The organism is Bradyrhizobium sp. SZCCHNR3119 (assembly GCF_032487775.1).
Lineage (GTDB): Bacteria > Pseudomonadota > Alphaproteobacteria > Rhizobiales > Xanthobacteraceae > Bradyrhizobium.
The window spans coordinates 4,642,515-4,660,808 of the sequence record NZ_JAUEUV010000001.1 but is presented as its reverse complement, the minus strand read 5'-3'; the positions used below and the strand labels follow the sequence as shown (position 1 = coordinate 4,660,808).

13 protein-coding genes are annotated in these 18,294 nt (G+C 66.6%); 10 read left to right on the top strand and 3 right to left on the bottom strand.

Annotated features, from left to right (window positions below; genetic code table 11):
* Positions 1-74: 74 nt before the first annotated feature.
* The 6 genes from QX034_RS21445 (at position 75) to QX034_RS21420 (ending at position 10,044) form a co-directional block, all read left to right on the top strand.
* Positions 75-1,073, top strand: coding sequence for a MoxR family ATPase (locus QX034_RS21445; protein ID WP_315706762.1), 999 nt, complete (start codon positions 75-77; stop codon positions 1,071-1,073).
* Positions 1,073-2,059, top strand: a complete 987-nt coding sequence (locus QX034_RS21440) for a DUF58 domain-containing protein (RefSeq protein ID WP_315706763.1) — start codon at positions 1,073-1,075, stop codon at positions 2,057-2,059. The genes QX034_RS21445 and QX034_RS21440 overlap by 1 nt, the downstream gene beginning before the upstream one ends.
* Positions 2,056-4,872 carry a DUF4159 domain-containing protein gene (locus tag QX034_RS21435; RefSeq protein ID WP_315706764.1) on the top strand — a complete coding sequence of 939 codons (2,817 nt, stop codon included), beginning with the start codon at positions 2,056-2,058 and terminating at the stop codon, positions 4,870-4,872. The genes QX034_RS21440 and QX034_RS21435 overlap by 4 nt, the downstream gene beginning before the upstream one ends.
* A 9-nt stretch (positions 4,873-4,881) precedes the next feature.
* Positions 4,882-6,945: a hypothetical protein gene (locus QX034_RS21430; RefSeq protein ID WP_315706765.1), complete on the top strand. Its 2,064-nt coding sequence runs from the start codon at positions 4,882-4,884 to the stop codon at positions 6,943-6,945.
* A gap of 201 nt (positions 6,946-7,146) precedes the next feature.
* Positions 7,147-7,548, top strand: coding sequence for a hypothetical protein (locus QX034_RS21425; protein ID WP_315706766.1), 402 nt, complete (start codon positions 7,147-7,149; stop codon positions 7,546-7,548).
* Between the two features lie 168 nt (positions 7,549-7,716).
* A complete protein-coding gene (locus tag QX034_RS21420) occupies positions 7,717-10,044 on the top strand; it encodes a TonB-dependent receptor (protein WP_315706841.1) in 2,328 nt (775 codons plus the stop codon).
* Positions 10,045-10,185: 141 nt separating this feature from the next.
* On the opposite strand, the gene QX034_RS21415 is transcribed toward QX034_RS21420, so the two are convergent.
* On the bottom strand, positions 10,186-10,698 hold the full coding sequence (locus tag QX034_RS21415) for an N-acetyltransferase (RefSeq protein ID WP_315706767.1): 513 nt from the start codon (positions 10,696-10,698) through the stop codon (positions 10,186-10,188).
* Between the two features lie 400 nt (positions 10,699-11,098).
* On the opposite strand from QX034_RS21415, the gene QX034_RS21410 reads away from it, so the two are divergent.
* The 4 genes from QX034_RS21410 (at position 11,099) to QX034_RS21395 (ending at position 15,949) form a co-directional block, all read left to right on the top strand.
* Positions 11,099-12,499, top strand: coding sequence for an ethanolamine ammonia-lyase subunit EutB (locus QX034_RS21410; protein ID WP_315706768.1), 1,401 nt, complete (start codon positions 11,099-11,101; stop codon positions 12,497-12,499).
* Positions 12,496-13,308: an ethanolamine ammonia-lyase subunit EutC gene (gene eutC, locus QX034_RS21405; RefSeq protein WP_315706769.1), complete on the top strand. Its 813-nt coding sequence runs from the start codon at positions 12,496-12,498 to the stop codon at positions 13,306-13,308. Before QX034_RS21410 ends, eutC begins: the two co-directional genes overlap by 4 nt.
* Positions 13,305-14,711, top strand: coding sequence for an ethanolamine permease (gene eat, locus QX034_RS21400; RefSeq protein WP_315706770.1), 1,407 nt, complete (start codon positions 13,305-13,307; stop codon positions 14,709-14,711). Before eutC ends, eat begins: the two co-directional genes overlap by 4 nt.
* Before the next feature lie 161 nt (positions 14,712-14,872).
* Positions 14,873-15,949 carry an AraC family transcriptional regulator gene (locus QX034_RS21395; RefSeq protein WP_315706771.1) on the top strand — a complete coding sequence of 359 codons (1,077 nt, stop codon included), beginning with the start codon at positions 14,873-14,875 and terminating at the stop codon, positions 15,947-15,949.
* 63 nt (positions 15,950-16,012) lie between these two features.
* Here QX034_RS21395 and QX034_RS21390 read toward each other — a convergent pair whose 3' ends face one another.
* Positions 16,013-17,185, bottom strand: coding sequence for a M20 aminoacylase family protein (locus QX034_RS21390; protein WP_315706772.1), 1,173 nt, complete (start codon positions 17,183-17,185; stop codon positions 16,013-16,015).
* Between the two features lie 113 nt (positions 17,186-17,298).
* Positions 17,299-18,231, bottom strand: coding sequence for a glycosyltransferase (locus QX034_RS21385; protein ID WP_315706773.1), 933 nt, complete (start codon positions 18,229-18,231; stop codon positions 17,299-17,301).
* Positions 18,232-18,294: the final 63 nt, after the last annotated feature.

Genomic DNA, 18,294 nt, shown 5'->3' with positions numbered 1-18,294 from the left:
CGCGGTTTCATTGGAAAAATGGAGCGGATCGGCGGTCAGGGACTTAAAGGCTGCGGGGCAGAGGAGAAGCGGGAATGGCTGAGAGTGCCGAGAAGCTCGAAGATGCGATCGTCCGGTCGGCCGAACAGGTGTCGGGGCAGATTCGCGCGGCGAAGGACGCCATCTCCGCCGTCATCTTCGGCCAGGACAAAGTGGTGGAAAACACCCTGGTGACGATCCTCTCGGGCGGCCACGCCCTGCTGATCGGCGTTCCCGGCCTTGCCAAGACCAAGCTGGTCGAGACGTTGGGCGTGACGCTCGGGCTCGACGCCAAGCGCATCCAGTTCACCCCGGACCTGATGCCGTCGGACATTCTGGGCGCCGAAGTGCTGGACGAAAGCTCGGCCGGCAAACGCTCCTTCCGCTTCATCGCAGGGCCCGTGTTTGCGCAGCTTCTGATGGCGGACGAGATCAACCGCGCCAGCCCGCGCACCCAGTCGGCGCTGCTGCAGGCCATGCAGGAGCAGCACATCACGGTTGCGGGCGCCCGCCATGATCTGCCCAAGCCCTTCCACGTGCTGGCGACGCAAAACCCGCTGGAGCAGGAAGGCACCTATCCGCTGCCCGAAGCCCAGCTCGACCGCTTCCTGATGGAAATCGACGTGGAATACCCCGACCGCGATGCCGAACGGCGTATTCTGTTCGAGACCACCGGCGCCGAGGAGGCCGCGGCCAAAACTGCCATGACGGCGGACGCGCTGATCGCGGCGCAACGGCTGGTGCGCCGCCTGCCGGTCGGTGATTCCGTGGTGGAAGCGATTCTGTCGCTGGTCCGCTCGGCGCGTCCGGGACCGGATGCGGGCGAAGCGGGCAAGCTGATCGCCTGGGGCCCGGGCCCGCGCGCCAGCCAGTCCCTGATGCTCGCAGTGCGCGCCCGCGCGCTGCTCGACGGCCGCCTTGCGCCCTCGATCGACGACGTGCTCGATTTGGCCGAGCCCGTGCTGAAGCACCGCATGGCGCTGACCTTCCCGGCGCGCGCCGAAGGGCGCACCATTCCGGACGTGATCCGGCAACTCAAAAGCCGGATCGGTTGATGGCCGCAACGCGAGAGCACGCCGACAAGGAGATCGTCGCAATCCGGCGTGCCGATGGCGAAAGTCGCACGCTTTCCGCATCGTTGCCGCGGCTGGTGCTGGAGGCCCGCCAGATCGCCGCCAACGTCATCCATGGCCTGCATGGGCGCCGCCGGTCGGGTCCCGGCGAGAGTTTCTGGCAATATCGCCGCTTCGTCTCGGGCGAACCGTCGCAGCGCGTCGACTGGCGGCGCTCGGCGCGTGACGATCATCTCTATGTCCGCGAGCAGGAATGGGAAGCCGCGCACACCGTGTGGATCTGGCCCGACCGCTCGCCATCGATGAGCTTTGCCTCGAAGGACGCGCGCGACAGCAAGCTCGAGCGCGCATTGATCGTGACCTTTGCGCTCGCCGAGCTGCTCGTCGCCGGCGGCGAACGGGTCGGCATTCCCGGCCTGATGAATCCGACTGCCAGCCGCAGCGTGATCGACCGGATCGCGCAGGCGATGCTGCACGACGAGACGGACCGGCCGAGCCTGCCACCCTCCTTCGTCCCCTCGGCGCTCGCCGAGATCGTCGTGCTATCCGATTTCTGGTCGCCGATCGGAGAGATCAAGACCATGCTGGCGGGCCTTTCCGCCTCCGGGGCGCATGGCACGATGGTGCAGGTGGTCGACCCCGCCGAGGAGAGCTTCCCCTATTCCGGCCGCGTCGAATTCGTCGAGCCCGAAGGCGGGCAGATGATCATTGCGGGCCGCGCCGAGCGCTGGGCCGAGGACTATGTCGCCCGCGTCGCACTGCATCGTGAGGAGATCCGCGCCGAGACCGGCAAACTCGACTGGCTGTTCAGCACGCACACGACCAGCCGTTCGGCGGCTGAGCTGCTGCTTTTCCTGCACGCCGGGATGACCACCAGCAAAGGCGGCATCCGTGGCAACATCAAAGCCGGACATAGCGCATTGGGACCTGGCGCATCAGAATTTGGCGCATCAGGATTTGGCGCATGATGGGTCTGCCGCTCTCTTTTACCGAACCGCTGCTGCTGATCGGACTGGTCAGCCTGCCGGTGCTCTGGTGGCTGCTCAGGCTGATGCCGCCGCGGCCGCGGCGCATCGAGTTTCCGCCGACGCGGCTGTTGTTCGATATCACACCGCGAGAGGAGACGCCCTCGCGCTCACCCTGGTGGCTGACCTTGCTGCGGCTGATCGCAGCCGCGCTCGTCATCTTCGCAGCCGCAGGTCCCATCTGGAATCCGCGCAACCAGGCCGCGGGCAGCAAGGCGCCGTTGGTGCTGCTGATCGACGACAGCTGGAGCGCCGCGGCGAGCTGGGACGCCCGCCTCAGGACCGCCGACGAGACGATCGCCAATGCCGATGCGGACCGCCGCGGCGTCGCGCTGGTGCCGCTGTCGGAGCCTGCGCGTGACATCACGCTGATGCCGGCCGGAGCTGCGCGCGTCGCGCTGCGGCAGATTGCGCCCAAGCCGTTCACCGCCGAGCGTGCCGACGCGCTGCCGATGCTCGATCGCTTCCTGAAAGCGACCGGCGACGCCGAGATTGTCTGGCTGTCGGACGGCGTCGACCCCGGCCGCGGCGGCGAGTTCGTCGCGGGTCTCGGCAAGACCATCGGCGAACGTCCGCTCACGGTCTTCGAAGGCGGCACCCTGTCGCCGCTGGCGCTGGCCGACGCCGAGAATGCCGCCGCCAAGATGACGGTGAAGGTGCTGCGCGCGGATCTGAGCGTGCCCGGCGGCATCGTTCGCGCGCTCGACGCCAAGGGCTCGCCGGTCGGCGACGCCCAGTTCAGCTTCTCCCCGGGTGCGCACGACACCGAAGCGAGCTTCGACCTGCCGGTCGAACTGCGCAACGACATTACGCGCCTGGAGATCGCGGGCGAACGCTCCGCCGGCGCCGTGCAGTTGCTCGACAAACGCTGGCGCCGGCGTGCAGTCGGCATCGTGTCGGGCTCGACCAGCGACACGGCGCAGCCGCTGCTCGCGCCGACTTTCTATTTGACGCGCGCACTGGCGCCCTTCGCCGACCTCAGGCTTGGCGACCGCGGCGCGCCACAGCAGGTGATCAGCCAGTTTCTCGACCAGAAAGTGCCGATGATCGTGATGGCGGACGTCGGCACCCTGTCGCCGGAACTGCGCGACCGGCTCACCGGCTGGATCGAGAACGGCGGCGTCCTCGTCCGCTTCGCCGGGCCGCGGCTGGCGCAGGGCGACGACGACCTCGTGCCGGTCAAGCTGCGCCGCGGCGGCCGCACGCTCGGCGGCAGCCTGACATGGGAGAAGCCGCAGCATCTCGCCGCCTTCGCCGCCGACGGCCCGTTCGCCGGCCTCGCTGTCCCGAAGGATGTCACGGTCAGCCGGCAGGTGCTGGCCGAGCCGGACGCGGTGCTGGCGACCAAGAGCTGGGCCTCGCTGGAAGACGGCACACCTCTGGTCACCGGCGAACACCGCGGCAAGGGTGTGATCGCGCTGTTCCACGTCAGCGCCGACATGCGCTGGTCGGATCTGCCCATGTCGGGCGCGATGGTCGAGATGCTGCGACGGATCGTCGACATGTCCGGCTACACCGGCACACCTGGTGCAGGTCCGGCCGGCGAGACGGCCAAAGCGACGCTTGCCCCGCTCCACGTGCTCGACGGCTTCGGCGCGTTCGGGCCGCCGCCTTCGACCGCCAAACCGCTGCCCGCGAACTTCCAGGACCGCGCCTCGCTGGACCATCCACCTGGCTTCTACGGCCCTGCCGAAGGACCCACTGCCGTGAATACGCTTGCCGCCGCCGATCGGATCCTGCCGCTTGATACGTCGAGCCTCACGGCACGCCGCGCGAGCTACACCAACGCCGAGCCGCGCGATCTGAGGGGCATCCTGCTCTCGACCGCGTTGCTCCTGTTCCTGATCGACGCTGTCATCGTGGCGTTGCTGGGCGGCGGCTTGGCAGCGCTGGTGCGACGGCGCGCCGCGCCGGCGGCCGTCGCCGTCGCGCTGCTCGCCACCGGTGCCATACTCGCGATCGGCGTCCCCTCGCCCGCGCGCGCTGACGCCGCCAGCGACGAGTTCGCGATGCGCGCGGTGTCGCAGACCCGGCTCGCTTATGTCGTGACCGGCAATGCCGACGTCGATTCGATCGTCAAGGCCGGCATGACGGGACTCACCCTGTTCCTGGCTCAGCGCACCGCGCTGGAAGCCGGCGATCCTGTCGGCGTCGATCCCGCCCACGACGAACTCGCGTTCTTTCCGCTGATCTACTGGCCGATCGTGCCGGGCGCGCCAAAGCCGCCGCAGGACGCGATCAACAAGATCGACGCCTACATGAAGCAGGGCGGCACCGTGATCTTCGACACCCGCGACGCCGTCGAGGCGCCGCCCGGCGACAACGGCTCGCAAACTCCCGGCATGCAGGCGCTGCGTGAGATCCTCTCCTCGCTGGATGTGCCCGAACTCGAGCCGGTGCCGCGCGAGCATGTGCTGACCAAAACGTTCTACCTGCTGCGCGACTTTCCGGGGCGCTACACCAACGGCCAGACCTGGGTCGAAGCGCTGCCCAAGGAGGACGAGGACGAGAGTGCGGCGCGCCCGGCGCGCGGCGGCGACGGCGTGTCCCCGATCATCATCACTTCAAACGATCTTGCGGGCGCCTGGGCGATCCGGCCCGACGGCCAGGCCATGCTGCCGCTGGTGCCGGGCGAACCGCGCCAGCGCGAATTCGCCTTCCGCGCCGGGGTCAATATCGTGATGTACACCCTGACCGGCAACTACAAGGCCGACCAGGTGCATGCGCCAGCGCTGATCGAGCGGCTGGGGCAGTAAGGCTTCGCTATGAATTACGGCATCGCGTTCACGCCCCTCGTCCCGTCGATCGTATTGTGGCTTGCGATCGGCGCCATCGTGGTCATCACAGCGCTGCTGCTGATCGGCCGTGCGCGCGGTGCCTGGGTCCGCATCGCGGCGCTGGCTCTGATCGCGTTGGCGCTCGCCAACCCGCAATTCACGCGCGAGGACCGCGAGCCGTTGACGTCGGTCGCCGCCGTCGTCGTCGACAAGAGCCCGAGTCAGAATTTCGGCGACCGCAACAAACAGACCGCGCAGGCGCAGGAGGCGCTGGTCAACGCGCTGAAGAAGATCAAGGGACTTGAGGTGCGCGTGGTCGAGGCCGGACAGGCCGACGGCGAGACCGACGGCACCCATCTGTTCGGCGCGCTCACCTCGGCGCTGTCCGACGTGCCAGTCGAGCGCGTGGCGGGTGCCTTCCTGATCACCGACGGCCGCGTGCACGACATCCCTGCCAATGCGGCGGCGCTCGGCTTCCAGGCCCCGGTACAGGCGCTGATCACCGGACAGAAGGCGGAGCGCGACCGGCGCATCGCCATCACCGCAGCCCCGCGCTTCGGCATCGTCGGCCAACCGCAGACCATCAGCTTCCGCCTCGACGATCAGGGCGTCAGCGGCGAGCGCGCCAAGGTAGTGATCCGGCGCGACGGCGAGGTGATCAGCGAACGCTCCATGACGAGCGGCCAAAGCGGAAAGGTCGATGTCGACATCAAGCATGAAGGGGCCAACATCGTCGAGATCGAGGCCTCCCCGCTCGAAGGCGAGCTGACGCCGGTCAACAACCGCGCCGTCGTCTCGATCGACGGTGTGCGCGACAAGCTGCGCGTGCTGCTGGTCTCGGGCGAGCCGCATTCCGGCGAGCGCACTTGGCGCAACCTCCTGAAGTCCGACGCCAGCGTCGACCTCGTCCACTTCACGATTCTGCGGCCGCCGGAGAAGCAGGACGGGACGCCGATCAACGAATTGTCGCTGATCGCCTTTCCGACCCGCGAGCTGTTCCAGCAGAAGATCAACGAATTCCAGCTGATCATCTTCGACCGCTATGCGCGCCAGGGCGTGCTGCCGATCGGCTATTTCGAGAACATCGCGCAATATGTGCGCAATGGCGGCGCGGTGCTGGTATCGGCGGGTCCGGACTACGCTTCCAACACCAGCATCTGGCGCACGCCTCTGGACTCGGTGTTGCCGGCTGAGCCGGTCGGGGTCACCGAGAAGCCGTTCTATGCGCATCTCTCGGAGATCGGCAAACGCCACCCGGTCACGCGCGGGCTGGAAGGCTCGGACGCCGAACCGCCGCATTGGAGCCGCTTCTTCCGCACCGTCGACACCCGCAACGCGGTCAACCCGCCGGTGATGACCGGTCCCGATGGCAAGCCGCTGCTGTTCCTGTCGCGGTTCGGCGAAGGTCGTGTCGCACTGCTGCTGTCCGACCATATCTGGCTGTGGGCGCGTGGCTACGAGGGCGGCGGACCACATCTCGACCTGCTCCGGCGCATGTCGCATTGGCTGATGAAACAGCCAGACCTCGATGAGGAAGCGCTTCGGCTCAAGGTGGAAGGCCACGATCTCGTCGTCGTCAGGCAGACCATGGCGGACACGGTGTCGCCGGTCACGGTGACCTCGCCGTCCGGCGCTGCCCGCGAACTGACCTTGAGCCAGGGCGAGCCCGGCGAATGGCGCGCCAGCCTGCCGGCCAACGAACTCGGCCTGTGGCAGGCGACCGACGGCACCTTGAAGGCGCTAATCAATGTCGGCCCGACCAACCCGAAGGAATTCTCCGAGGTCACCTCGACCACGGAGACCTTGAAGCCGCTGACGCAAGCGACCGGCGGCGACGCCAAGCGGATCGCGGACGGGTCCGGCGTGGAGATCCCGCGCATCGTGCCGGTGCGCTCGTCCACCTTGTTCAGCGGCGACGGCTGGATGGGCGTGCGCATGCGCGACGCCAGCATCGTGAAGGGCGTCGGTGTGCTGCCGATGTTTGCCGGCCTGATCGGCCTGCTGCTCCTGCTCGGCGCCTTCGCCGCAACCTGGCTACGCGAGGGCCGCTGATCGCACGCCCCGCGATCATTTTGCCGCATGGATCATCTGATGAGCCGGCACCAGCGTCGTGGCGTGAAGGTCACAACGTTGCTGATTTTGTCTGCCGCGTCAGCCGACTGATTGACACTCTCGAACCGTCCCTGCGATGTTACACTATAACATCGGCTGGCTCGCTCCAGCCGAACAGGGGCGTTGGTTCAACTGATTCAGATGACCTGGTTTCGCACGAACATCAGGGCGGGCTCCCTGCTGGCGCTCATGGCGCTCGCGGTGCAGATCGCGCTCGCGTTCGGGCACAACCATTGGCCTCCTGCGCAGACGCCGCCGGCCTCCATCGTCGCAGCCCTGAACGGGGATGGTGTCGCAAGCGGCGCGCAGAGGCTCACGACCGAGCAGAGCCCGAGCAAGCAGGATCGCGATCAGCAGCCGGCTGACGCCTGCGCGATCTGCGCCGTCATGGCGATGGCGCAGACGCTACTGCTGTCGCCACCGCCGGTGCTCGCACCGCCGCAGGCTGTGGCGTTCCATCGCGGCGTCGCGCTGCTCGCCGATGTCGTTGAACTCGCAGCCATCGAGCTCCCCTTCCAGCCCCGCGCGCCTCCTCTCTCCTGACCGTCCGCCGTTTGAGACGCAAACGATCCTGGCGGGTGCGCCCGGATCCTCAGCTCGTTGGAATTGGTCCGTCGCGTGTCGACGGCAGGCGCGCCCGTTCGATCGAAGGAGATCTGGGCCGCCTGACTTAGGGGTCAGGACTTGGAAATCATGTTTTCTAAACGAATGATGTCGGGCTGCAGCATCGCAGCCATGGTGTGCGTGCTCGGCGCCCCCGCGCTGGCCGAGGACAGCAAACCAGCAGCCGAATTGCCCGCGGTCACGGTGACTGCGCCGAGCCCGATCCGGGCACGCAGGCCGGTCGTTCCGCATGCCAACCCGACGCATGTCGCACGCGGCACGCCGAGCCGGCAGTCCACGCCGGCGCAGCAGGCGCAGACCGCGTCACCAGCCGCCCCACAACAAGGCGTGCTGCCGATCGTCACCGATCAGTTCGCCACTGTCACCGTGGTGCCGAAGGACGAGATCCAGCGCTCCGGCGCTGCGACCCTCGGCGACCTCCTGTTCTCCAAGCCCGGCATCACCGGCTCGAGCTTCGCGCCCGGCGCGTCCAGCCGGCCGATCATTCGCGGCCTCGATGTCAACCGGGTCGGCATCGTCGAGAACGGGACCGGCGCCGGCGGCGCCTCCGATCTCGGCGAGGATCACTTCGTGCCGATCGATCCGCTATCGACCGATCAGGTCGAGGTGGTGCGCGGCCCGGCGGCGCTGCGCTACGGCTCGACCTCGATCGGCGGCGTCGTGAGCGCCACCAACAACCGGATTCCGCAGGCGCTGCCGGTCTGTCCCGCGGCGGCGTTCCAGACTTATGGCCTGCCGGCGAAAGCCCCTGCGATCGACGGCGCGCCATGCGTGACGGCGGAGACGCGCACCTCGTTCAACTCGGTCAATCGCGGCGCCGAAGGCGGCGTGCTGATCGATGCAGGCGGCGGCAATTACGCAATCCACGCCGATGCCTACGGCCGCAAGGCCGATGACTACGCCATTCCTGGCTATCCCTACCGCTTCAACCCGAACCTGCCTGTGAACGGTCGCCAGCCGAATTCGTCACTGCGCAACGACGGCGTGTCGCTCGGCGGCAGCTATTTCTTCGACGGCGGTTATGTCGGTGCCGCGCTGACGCAGACCGATGCGCTCTACCACATCCCCGGCATCGACGGTGCCGCGAACAACACCCGCATCGACGCCCATCAGACCAAGATCACGGCCAAGGGCGAATACCGGCCCGATGCGGCGGCGATCGACGCCGTCAGGTTCTGGCTCGGCGCCACCAACTATCGCCACAACGAGCTCGGGCTTGCCGATCCCGCCGTTCCGACCAGCGATGGCGTGCGGCAGACCTTCAGCAATCGCGAGGAGGAGGCGCGGGTCGAGCTGCAGCTCGCCCCGTTCAATGTGCGCTTCGCCAGCCTGACCACGGCGATCGGGGTGCAGGCCGGCCATCAGGAGCTGGATGCGCCGAGCCCGGACAATCCCGGCTCGACCTTCAACGGCCTGTTCGGTCCGAACACCAACAACCGCGGCGCTGCCTATGTGTTCAACGAGCTGACCTTCTCGCCGACGACCAAGGCGCAGATCGCCGGGCGCATCGAGCATGTCGAGCTGCAGGGATCGACGCCGGACTTCCCCGCAGGCTATCTGCCGGACGGCAATCCGCAGAGCAACATCGCCCGCAGCCGGTCGTTCACGCCGAAGAGCGCGAGCGTTGGCCTGCTGCAGGACCTGCCGGGCGATCTGGTGGCGAGCATCACCGCGCAATATGTCGAGCGCGCGCCGAAGCCGGCGGAATTGTTCTCCCGCGGCGGGCATGACGCCACCGCAACCTTCGATATCGGCAATCCCAACCTGACCATCGAGACCGCCAAGACGGTCGAGGTCGGCCTGCGCAAGGCAACCGGTCCGTTCCGGTTCGAGGTCACCGCCTACTACACGCAGTTCAACAATTTCATCTACCGCCGGCTGACCGGGGTGATGTGCAACGACGATTTCGCCTCCTGCGGCGCGCCCGATGCCACGCTCAACCAGGCGATCTATTCGCAGCGCAACGCCATCTTCCGGGGCGGCGAATTCCAGAGCCAGCTCGATATCGGGCCGCTTTATACCGGCATCTGGGGCATCGAGAACCAGTTCGACGTGGTGCGTGCCACGTTTTCCGACGGGACCAACGTGCCGCGGATTCCACCGCTACGCGTCGGCGGCGGCCTGTTCTGGCGCAACGACCATTGGCTGACGCGCATCAACCTGCTGCACGCTTTCGCGCAGAACGACATCGCCCCGATCGCAGAGACGCCGACGCCCGGCTACAATCTTCTGCGGGCCGAGGTGAGCTACAAGACCAAGCTCGACCCGAACATGTTCGGCGCACGCGAGATGCTGGTCGGCCTGGTCGGCGACAACCTGTTGAACGAGCAGATCCGCAACTCGGTGTCCTACACCAAGGACCAGGTGCTGATGCCCGGCCTCGGGGTCAAGGCGTTCGCGAACCTGAAGTTCTGATCACCAACTTGCGTGGATTGCGCGGCAAGCCTGCGCAATCCATTGGTCTTCGTCATTGCGAGGAAGCTTCGCTCGCAATGACGAGACACGCGGATTAAGCCGCCTTCAAACCGGCAAGTCTCGTCGCCTCTTGCGAGGCAGTCAGCGCGCGAAATCCCAGTCGGGACGGATCGCACCGGAGACGCCGTCGAACGCGCCGGCGACGAGTTCGTTCACCAGCAGGCGCTTGGGGTCGACCGGGCCGGGCATGACCGCCCGCCCCTTCTCGATCTGCTTGAAACCGAAGCGCGCGTAATACGGGGCATCGCCGACCAAGATCACCAGGCGGTGCCCTTTGGCTTTGGCATCCGCCAGCGCCCGCTCCATCAGGCGGCCGCCGATGCCGTGCTTGCGGAACGGCGGCTCGACCGTCAGCGGTCCAAGGAGCAGCGCCTTGGTATCGCCGATGCAGATCGGAAGCTGCCGCACCGAGCCGGCCAGCAAGGTGCCGATATGGGCGGTAAAGGACAGGTCGAGCAGATGGTCGACATGCTCGCGCAGCCGGTAGGCGCTGAGCACGAAACGGCCCGGCCCAAAGGTCCGCTCATGCAGCCGCTCGATCACCTGCGCGTCGGACGGCTTTTCGGGTGCAATCGTAATGGACAGATCACTCATGATTCGGACGCGGGATAGCACCTCGTTCAACGAATTTGAAGTCGTGCTCCCTCGATTCCGAAGTTTACGAGCAAGGTTGCCGGGCCGGGATGCGAAGATCGAATTGGAACGCCGGGAAAGGCGCCCATAGCCGTCAGCACGACGTCGGCTCGGAATCTGCTCCCTCCTCTGCGAAACACGAATTTCCCACCCAGACACCTGGAGCGCAGCCCACACGCGACATCCAACCGCGACCACCCGATGCTGAAATTATGGGCACAGAAGGAGCGTGGCATGAAATTGTGCTGAGATGTCAAGTTTTCGGGGTCGGTATCCTTTAGCCTGCACCAGGTCATGAGCGTTGCGGCCGTCATTGCGGCCGTCGGGACCGCTCAGACGCAGCACGAGCGGCAGGTCGAAGATGGCGGGTGCGTTCCGGTCGCGCCATGGTGGCGAAACCCATGTGTTCGACGATCTCAAGACGCTGCTGGGCTGCGCGTCACCGCGCCGCTCCGGCGATGAGCTCGCGGGTATTGCGGCCGACAGCGCAGCGCGGCGGGTGGCGGCGCGCATGGCGCTGGCCGACGTGCCGCTGCGACGCTTCCTGGACGAGCCGCTGGTGCCCTATGAGACCGACGAAGTCACGCGTCTCATCTTCGACAGCCATGATGCCGCCGCCTTCGCGCCCATCGCCTCGCTGACCGTCGGCGAGTTGCGCGAGTGGCTGATGTCGTGGGAAGCGGATGCCGACCGGCTTGCCGCGCTCGCCCCCGGCCTCACGCCGGAGATGGTGGCCGCCGTATCCAAACTGTGCGGCAACGGCGACCTCGTCGCCATCGCCGCCAAATGCCGGGTGGTGACGCGCTTCCGCTCCACCATCGGCCTGCCCGGACGGCTGTCGTCTCGCTTGCAGCCCAATGATCCTACCGACGATCCGCTCGCGATCGCAGCCGGCACGCTCGACGGGCTGTTGTTCGGCATGGGTGATGCCGTGATCGGCATCAACCCGGCGACGGACAACGTCGAGGCCTGCATGAGACTGCTCACCATGCTGGACGAGCTCAGGCTCAAATTCGAAGTGCCGACGCAATCCTGCGTGCTCAGTCACGTCACGACCTCGATCCGTGCGATCGAACAGGGCGCGCCGCTCGATCTCGTGTTCCAGTCCATCGCCGGCACCGAGGCCGCCAACGCCGGCTTCGGCGTGAACCTCGCTGTGCTGGCGGAAGCGCAGCAGGCGGCCTTGTCCCTCAAGCGCGGCACGATCGGCGACAACGTAATGTATTTCGAGACCGGCCAGGGCGCCGCCCTGTCGGCCGATGCCCATCACGGCATCGATCAGCAGACGGTCGAGGCGCGCGCCTACGCGGTGGCGCGCGCCTTCTCGCCGCTGCTGGTCAACACGGTCGTCGGCTTCATCGGGCCGGAATATCTCTACGACGCGAAGGAGATCACGCGCGCGGGCCTTGAGGATCATTTCTGCGCCAAACTGCTCGGCGTGCCCATGGGCTGCGACGTCTGCTACACCAATCACGCCGAGGCCGATCAGGACGACATGGACGATCTGGCGCTGCTGCTCGCGGCGGCGAACGTCAACTTCCTGATCGCGGTGCCCGGCGCCGACGACATCATGCTCAACTATCAGAGCCTGTCGCATCACGACGTGATGCGGCTGCGCCATCTGCTCGGCCGCCGCCCGGCGCCGGAGTTCGAAGCCTGGCTGGCACGGATGGGCCTGCTCGACGCCAGCGGCCGCCTGCCGCCGCTGTCCGGCAGCGCGCCGGCCGTGGCCCGGCTGATCGGCCATGGAGCGCGGGCATGAGGGACGACGCGCTCGACATGCTGCGCCGGATGACGCGCGCCCGTGTTGCGCTCGGCCGTTGCGGCGACGGGCTTCCGACCCAGGCGAAGCTGGAATTCCAGATGGCGCATGCACTCGCACGTGACGCCGTGTGGGGACGAGTGAATTTCGCGAGCATCGCGGCCACGCTCCAGCCGCGCGAGGTGATCCGGGTCGCGAGTGCGGCGGCCGACCGCGCGAGCTATCTGCGCCGCCCCGACCTCGGGCGCCGCCTCGCGGAGGGCGAGGCCGCGAAGCTGCCGTCCGGCCCGTTCGATCTCGTGTTCGTCATTGCCGACGGCCTGTCGGCCGATGCGATCGAAAGCCATGCGGCGGCGGCGGTGATCGCAACCGAAAAGCGGCTCGTTGGACTTGCGATCGGGCCCGTCGTGCTGGCCTCGCAAGCACGTGTTGCACTGGGCGACGAGGTCGGCGCCACGATGGGCGCGCGCCTGGTTGCCGTTCTGATCGGCGAGCGCCCGGGCCTATCGGCCGCCGATTCCCTCGGCATCTATCTCACATTCAATCCGACGCCGGGACTGCGCGACAGCGCGCGCAACTGCATCTCGAACATCCACGGCCATGGGCTCGCGCCCGACCGCGCCGCCGACAAGCTCGCTTGGCTCGCGCACGAGGCGCTGCGGCGCGGCTTAACCGGGATCGCGCTCAAGGAGGCGGCGCCGGACGCCGCGCTCGACACGGCCGCGCCGACCGGGCTGCCGGAGGCGGCGCCCCGCGACATTTCGCACGAGGTCACCGATCGCAAAAACGACAGGAGAGAGTGGACATGAGTGAAGAGACGCAACCGACGCTTTCGAAGAGCCTGACCGGACTCCATCTGTGGGGAATCGCGGTCGGGCTCGTGATCTCCGGCGAGTATTTCGGCTGGAGCTATGGCTGGGACAAGGCCGGCACGCTCGGCTTCCTCATCACCACGATCTTCATTGCGGTGATGTACACCACGTTCATCTTCTCCTTCACTGAACTCACCACCGCGATCCCGCATGCGGGCGGCCCCTTCGCCTATTCGTACCGCGCCTTCGGTCCGCTCGGCGGCTTCGTTGCCGGCTTTGCGACATTGATCGAGTTCGTGTTCGCGCCCCCCGCCATCGCGCTCGCGATCGGTGCCTATCTCAACGTCCAGTTTCCGGCGCTGTCCCCGAAGACGGCCGCACTCGGCGCCTATCTGGTCTTCATGGCGCTCAACATCGCCGGTGTGACGATCGCGGCCACCTTCGAGCTCTTCGTCACGATCCTGGCGATCATCGAACTTTTCGTATTCATGGGCGTGGTATCACCCGGCTTCTCCTTCGCCAATTTCGCCGCGAATGGCTGGGCCGGAGAAAACTCCTTCTCGCTGACGAGCGTCGGCGGCATCATCGCGGCGATCCCGTTCGCGATCTGGTTCTTCCTGGCCATCGAGGGCGCCGCCATGGCCGCGGAAGAGACCAAGAATCCGACCAGGACCATTCCGCTCGCCTACATTGCCGGCATCCTGACCCTGGTCGTGCTCGCCTTCGGCACCATGATCTTGGCGGGCGGCGTCGGCGACTGGTCGAAGCTCTCAAACATCAATGATCCGCTGCCGCAGGCGATGAAGATCGTGGTCGGCGAGAATTCGGGCTGGCTGCACATGCTGGTGTGGATCGGCCTGTTCGGCCTGATCGCCTCGTTCCACGGCATCATCATGGGCTATTCGCGGCAGATCTTCGCGCTGTCGCGGGCCGGCTTCCTGCCGGCGAAACTCGCCGCGCTGCATCCGACCTGCCGCACGCCGCATTGGGCCATCCTGGCCGGCGGCGTGGTCGGCATCGCCGCGATCTATTCCGATGAGTTGATCCAGTTCGCCGGTCAGACGCTGACCGCCAATATCGTGACCATGAGCGTGTTCGGTGCGCTCGTGATGTACATCATGAGCATGGCGGCGCTGTTCCGTCTGCGCGCCTCCGAACCGAACCTGGTGCGGCCGTTCAACGCGCCGCTCTATCCCGTGTTGCCCGCAATCGCGCTGGTGACGGCCACGCTCTCGCTGCTCACCATGATCTGGTTCAATCTGCAGGTGTTCGCGGTCTTCGTGGTGCTCTTTGCCGCCGGCCTGCTGCTCTATCGGCTGACCGCCGGCCAGCGCAGCACCGCGACCAGCGACAGTCTGCTCGACGTCGCACTGAACGAAGCCCGCGCCCTGGTCGATTGAACCGATCCGGAGGATGATCGGCCGCCAACTCCATTGCCTTTCCGTGTGATCGCACCTCGCGATCGAGCGGCCGGCTGGAGTTGGACGGCAGACAGGCATACGACTTGCATAACTCGTGACTGCAGGAGTTAGATGATACATCCTCAAGGCGAGGACCTTCCATGTCCAACGGCTTCGAGATCGAACAGCGCGGTCCAACGGATCGCAGCCGGAACATTCTGGCAGCAGCGGCAACCGGTGTTGCTGATTTCATCGTCCAAACGGGAGGCAGACCCGAGGCCGTATTCGAGCGTGTCGGCATCGATCCCACCTGCCTTGGGCGCAAGCACAGTGCACTCGACCTCGCCGATTACGTGGCCATGATGGAAGAGGCGGCGCGCGAGACCGGCAATGACAATTTCGGCCTTCGGTTCGGTCAGCGTTACCAGCCTCATATGCTTGGGCTGATCGGCGAGATCGCGCTCGCCGCACCGACTCTCGGCTCCGCGATCGAACACCTCGCGCTGTGGTTTCCATGGCACCAGCAGGCGACCGAGACCAGGCTCGCGCGCCGTGACGGTTTTCTCAGGCTCGAATATCGCATTCTCGATGGCTCGATCGTCGACCGCCGGCAGGATGCCGAACTCACCATGGGCATGTTCGCGAACGTCTTCCGGGCCTGTCTTCCGTCGGGCTGGGCACCGGAGATCGTATTGTTCGAACATGCACGGCCCACCGCGTGGCGCGACCATGAGGCGGCCTTCGACGCCGAAGTGGAGTGGTCGCAGGGCACCAACGCACTGGTGTTTCGAGACCGCGGCCTGGACCGGGCCATGCCGCATGCCGACTTGTCCCGCCTGCAGCGGCTGACGACCGACCTTGCTGATGTCGCCGGCTCGCGTGGCACGCCGGCGTTCCTGGATCTGGTCCGCGGCGAGATCCGGCGCCGGCTATCTGCCGGCACCATTCACCTCGAGCAGATCGCCGACGCGCTGTCCACGACGTCCTGGACGCTGCAGCGTCGCCTTGGCGATCTCGGCGCCACGTTCTCCGAACTCATCGAGGCGACGCGCCTCGATCTCGCCCGCCATTATCTGCGCCAGGCGCATCTGCCGCTCGGCGACGTCGCGTTCCTTCTCGGCTATTCGGAAGCGTCGGCCTTCTCCCGCGCATTCTCCCGCTGGACCGGCTGCAGCCCGCGCCAGTGGCGCCGGCTGTCCCGACCGGCGGCTACACCGCAGCTGATGTCCCGCACGTAGCACCGCAGCGAACGCCAGCCGCTGATCGCGGTTGCCAGCGATCAGCGCGTCCAGGCGCCGGCGTCAGCCCACCGGCATCGTCTTCTCGACCAACCGCACCCAATAGGAGGCGCCATGGCCGAGAATATTGTCGTTGAAGCGGTAGGCCGGGTGATGGCAATCCTTGCCGTCGCCCATGCCGAGGAAGACGAAGGCGCCGGGCCGCGCCTCCAGCATGAAGGCGAAATCCTCGCCGCCCATCAGCGGCATCGTCTTGTCGTCGACCCGGTCGGCCCCAACCACGTCGCGTGCGACTTCGGCCGCGATCTGGGCCTCGCGCGCATGGTTCATCGTCACCGGATAGAGCCTCGTGTATTTCGTCGTCGCCGAGCCGCCATAGGCGCGGGCGACGCTGTCGGCGACCTCGGCGATCCGGCGCTCGACGAGATCGCGAACCTCGGGATCGAGCGTGCGCACGGTGCCCTTCAGCTCGACCGTCTCGGGAATGACGTTCAGGGCCTTGCCGGCCTCGAAGACGCAGATCGAGATGACAGCCGATTTGATCGGGTCAACGTTGCGCGACACGATCGACTGCAATGCCGTGATGATGTGCGCGCCGATCAGCACGCTATCGACCGCTTTGTGAGGACCGGCGCCGGCATGACCGCCCTTGCCGTGCACGGTGATCTCCAAATCATCTGACGAGGCGAGCAGAGCGCCCGGCCGGAGTGCAAAATGCCCCTCAGGCAGGCCGGGCATGTTGTGCAAGCCGTAGACCTCCTGGATGCCCCAGCGGGTCATCAGGCCGTCATCCACCATAGCCTTGCCGCCGGCGCCGCCCTCCTCGGCCGGCTGGAAGATCACCACCGCGGTGCCGTCGAAGTTGCGCGTCTCGGCGAGATGTTTGGCGGCGCCGAGCAACATCGCGGTGTGGCCGTCATGGCCGCAGGCGTGCATCAAGCCGGGAGTCTTCGAGGCGTAGGGCACGCCCGAGGTCTCCTCGATCGGCAGCGCGTCCATGTCGGCGCGGAGGCCAATGGTCCGCCCGGACGTCGCCTTGCGGCCGCGGATGATGCCGACGACGCCAGTGCGCCCGATGCCGGTGACCACCTCGTCACAGCCGAATTCACGCAGGCGCTCGGCGACGATACCCGCCGTGCGATGCACCTCGTATTGCAACTCGGGATGCTCGTGGAAATCGTGGCGCCAGGCGGCCATGTCGTCGGCGAGTGCGGCGATGCTATTGAGAATGGGCATGTGGATCGGTGTTCTCGTTGTGGGGAGTGAGCGAAAGACCAGCCCGAACCATGACCGCAGAGGCGGCCGGACACAAGCTTCCGCCTCGCATTGGCAGCACCTCACACGAGAGGTCAGCCTACGACGGGCGATTGTGACAGATAGGCGAGCAGTTTCATCTCGCGCCGGCCGCGCGTGACCGTATCCAGCACCAGGCCCGACGAGGCCGACAGCAGCGCCATGATCATCAGGCCCATGGACAGCACGGCCGTCGGCAGCCGTGGAACGAGCCCGGTCTCGAGATAGGTGACGAACACAGGGATCGCGAAACCGATGGAGATCAGCGCGAAGAAGATCCCGATGACGCCGAAAAAGCGTAAAGGCTTCTCCGAGCGGTAGAGTTTGAGGATCGTGCCGAGGATCCGGAAGCCATCCCGCCAGGTGTTCAGCTTCGAGACGGAGCCTTCGGGGCGCGCGTAATAGGGCGTTGCGATTTCCGCGACCGGCAGCGCCAGCTCCAGCGCATGCACGCTGAGCTCGGTCTCGATCTCGAAGCCGTCGGACAGGACGGGGAAGGATTTGACGAACCGGCGCGAGAACACGCGATAGCCCGACAGGATATCCTTGAACGCCTGGCCGAACACCTCGGCCAGGAACCGCGTCAGCATCCAGTTGCCGGTACGGTGACCCATTCGGTAGGCCGCCTGCTCCTGGTCCACCCGCAAGCCGACCACCATGTCGAGATGTTCGCTGACGAGGCGCTCGATCATCCGCGGCGCACTCGGCGCATCGTAGGTGGCATCGCCGTCGACCAGCACGTAGATGTCAGCATCGACGTCGGCGAACATGCGGCGGACCACGTGGCCCTTGCCCTGCCGCCGCTCGCTGCGCACCTCGGCCCCCGCCTCGCGCGCGATGTCGATGGTACGGTCCTTCGAATTGTTGTCGTAGACGTAAACGGTCGCCGTGGGCAGCGCCTGCTTGAATCCCTTGACCACGGAGGCCACAGCCGCCGCCTCATTGTAGCAGGGCACCAGCACGGCGACCCGTAACGATGGTGGTATCATTGGCCCAACTCCCCTGGTGGGAGAGCCTGCAGCCATTTCGGTGCAAAAAGTCATAACGGCGGA